A 2,466-nucleotide genomic window follows, 5' to 3' on the forward strand; every position below is an offset into this window, starting at 1 on the left:
GGCGGGAATGGGGCACGGCCGGGGAAAGACAGTGCCGTCGAAGATCTTGCGGGCGGTACGGACGACGGCGGTGCGGCGGACCACGGGGGCCGCGCCCGCGCCCAAGGCGCCCTGCTCGACACCGGTCTCGATGTCGAGGTGGCCGGTGGGGTGTTCGATACGCAGCCGGTCCCCCTCGCCGGGGAGCCGGGCGATGCCCTCGGCGATCCCGCCCGCCAGGCGCAGCCCGGCGCCGACGCTCGCGGCGCCCAGGACGCCGATGGAGGTGTGGCAGCGCACCGGTATGAAGGTGCGCGTCATGACCGCGCCGCCGTGCCTGGGCGGCGCCAGCAGGCTGAGTTTGGGCACGGTGGTGCTCTCGACGTCGCCGAGGCCCATGAGCCGGCCGGCCTCCAGCCGGATCCCGTGGAGCCGGTCGGCCAACGCCAGGTCCTCCTCCAGGACCCCGGGGTCCTCGTAGCCGGTGATCTTCAGCGCGGAGGCGGCGATCAGCACCGTCGGCATGCCGTTGTCGACGCATGTCACCGGTGTGCCGGCCACGGTGTCGCGGGCGTTGCCGGTGGGCAGCAGCGGTCTGCCGTCCGGCGGGAACTCGATCACCACCGGCGCGGCGGTCCCGGGCACCCCGGAGATCTCGGCGGACCCGGTGTACGTGACGCGCCCGCCAGGGGTGGGGAACGTCGCGGTGGCCAGTCCCCCGCTGTTGAGCATGCGGACGCGCACCGCGGTCTCGCCGTCCTTTGGGGTCACCAGTCCGCGTTCCACGGCGAAGGGGCCGACTCCGGCGAGCAGGTTGCCGCAGTTCTGACGGTCGGTCACCTCTGCTCGGTCCACGCCGACTTGGAGGAACAGATAGTCGACATCCGCCTCGGGGTCGGGTGAGGCGGAGACCACGGCCACCTTGCTGGTCAGGGGGTGGGCGCCGCCCAGGCCGTCGATCTGGCGGGGGTCGGGGCTGCCCATGATCCGCAGCAGCAGGTCGTCGCGGGCGGCGGGGTCGGCGGGCAGGTCCTCGGCGAGGAAGTAGGCGCCCTTGGAGGTTCCGCCGCGCAGGAGCATGCAGCGGACCTCCTCGGGCGGCACGGTCACGGTCCCGCCTCCTCGCGGACGTGCTCCTCGTACGACGCGTAGCGCACGCCCAGATGCTGGAGCGTCTCGCGCAACCCGTAGCGGTCCAGGCCGAGTTGGCCCTCCTGGAACGCCGCGCGGGACGCGGCCTCCTTCGCCTCGCGGACCTCGGACGCCTCGGCCGCCTGCCGCGCACGCTCGCGGGGCACGCAGACCACTCCGTCGTCGTCGGCGAGGATGACGTCGCCGGGCCGGATCACCTGGCCGCCGATGACCACGGGCACGTTGACCGAGCCGCCGGTCGCCTTGACCGTGCCCTGCGCGCTGACGGCCGCGGCCCAGGCAGGGAAGCCCATGGCGCGCAGTTCGGCGGTGTCCCGGATGCCCGCGTTGATGACGAGGCCGCGGACTCCGCGCCGTTGGAGCGCGGTGGCGAACAGTTCGCCGAACATGCCGTCCGTGGAGGGCGAGGTGGTGGTGACCACGAGGAGGTCGCCCTCCCCGCACTGCTCGACGGCCGCGTGGATCATGAGGTTGTCGCCCGGCCAGGAGAGCACCGTGACCGCGGTGCCCGCGACCCGGGTGTCCTGCTGGATCGGGCGCAGGTGGGTGCCGAGCAGACCGGTGCGGCCCATCGCCTCGTGCACGGTGGCGACACCGAAGGCCGCGAGCGCCTCGACGTCCTTCGCGTCCGCCTTCGGCGGGTTGGTGACGATCACGCCGCCCATCAGTCCAGCACCTCCGTGACCTGCGGGTAGGGACGCATGTACGCCTCGGCCATCGTCTTGTGGGCGAGGCCCAGGTTGGGGCCGGCATTGCGCCTCAGCTGAACGCCTCGGCGGACGGCGAGGTCGGTGTAGTAGTCCCACAGGTGCCGCTGGGCGGCCAGGCACTCCATCGCCTTGCGCTTGGTGTCCCACACCTCGGTGACGTCGAGGAGCACCTCGGGCCTGAAGCCGCACATCTCGGGTTGGTGCGGCTCGAAGAAGAACACCGGCGGCGCCCCGATGATCTCGCCCTCGGCCGGGTAGCCGATGGCCTGGGCGAGGACCCTGGCGTCCAGGGCCATACGCGCCGCCGCCGGATGGTCGCCGTTGTAGGGGTCGTCGAGCGGGTGGGTGAGGACGACGTCGGGCCGGGCCCGCCGGTAGAGGGCCACCAGCCGGTCGGTCAACTCCGGTGTGCCGATGAGGGGATAGTCACCGGCGTCGAAGAAGACGACCTCCGCGCCCAAAGTGGCCGCGGCCTTCTCGGCCTCCTCCCGCCGTATCCCCTTGATCTCGTCGAGCTCCTTGCCCTCACGCCACGCCTTGGCGGACTCCCCGCGCTCACCGAAGGTCAGACAGGCGATGGTCACCTTCTCCCCTCGTGCGGCGGCCAGAGCCTGTCTCTTATACA

At 72.3% G+C, this 2,466-nt stretch carries 3 protein-coding genes; all 3 read right to left on the reverse strand.

Annotation, left to right across the window (positions count from 1 at the left end; translation table 11 throughout):
- Positions 1–1,059 (reverse strand): 4-oxalomesaconate tautomerase (locus FNH08_RS48785; RefSeq protein WP_152778340.1); only part of this gene is annotated, 1,059 nt, incomplete at its 3' end.
- Between the two features lie 26 nt (positions 1,060–1,085).
- Positions 1,086–1,796: a 4-carboxy-4-hydroxy-2-oxoadipate aldolase/oxaloacetate decarboxylase gene (locus tag FNH08_RS48790; RefSeq protein WP_152778338.1), complete on the reverse strand. Its 711-nt coding sequence runs from the start codon at positions 1,794–1,796 to the stop codon at positions 1,086–1,088.
- On the reverse strand, positions 1,796–2,466 hold a 671-nt coding region (locus FNH08_RS48795; protein WP_152778339.1), incomplete at its 5' end, for a PIG-L deacetylase family protein. The genes FNH08_RS48790 and FNH08_RS48795, both read right to left, overlap by 1 nt.

Source organism: Streptomyces spongiae (genome assembly GCF_009377185.1).
GTDB lineage: Bacteria > Actinomycetota > Actinomycetes > Streptomycetales > Streptomycetaceae > Streptomyces > Streptomyces spongiae.

Bases quoted from the DNA above. Each gene is read 5' to 3' on its own strand.
- FNH08_RS48790 (WP_152778338.1), bottom strand. From the start codon at position 1,796: ATGGGCGGCGTGATCGTCACCAACCCGCCGAAGGCGGACGCGAAGGAC.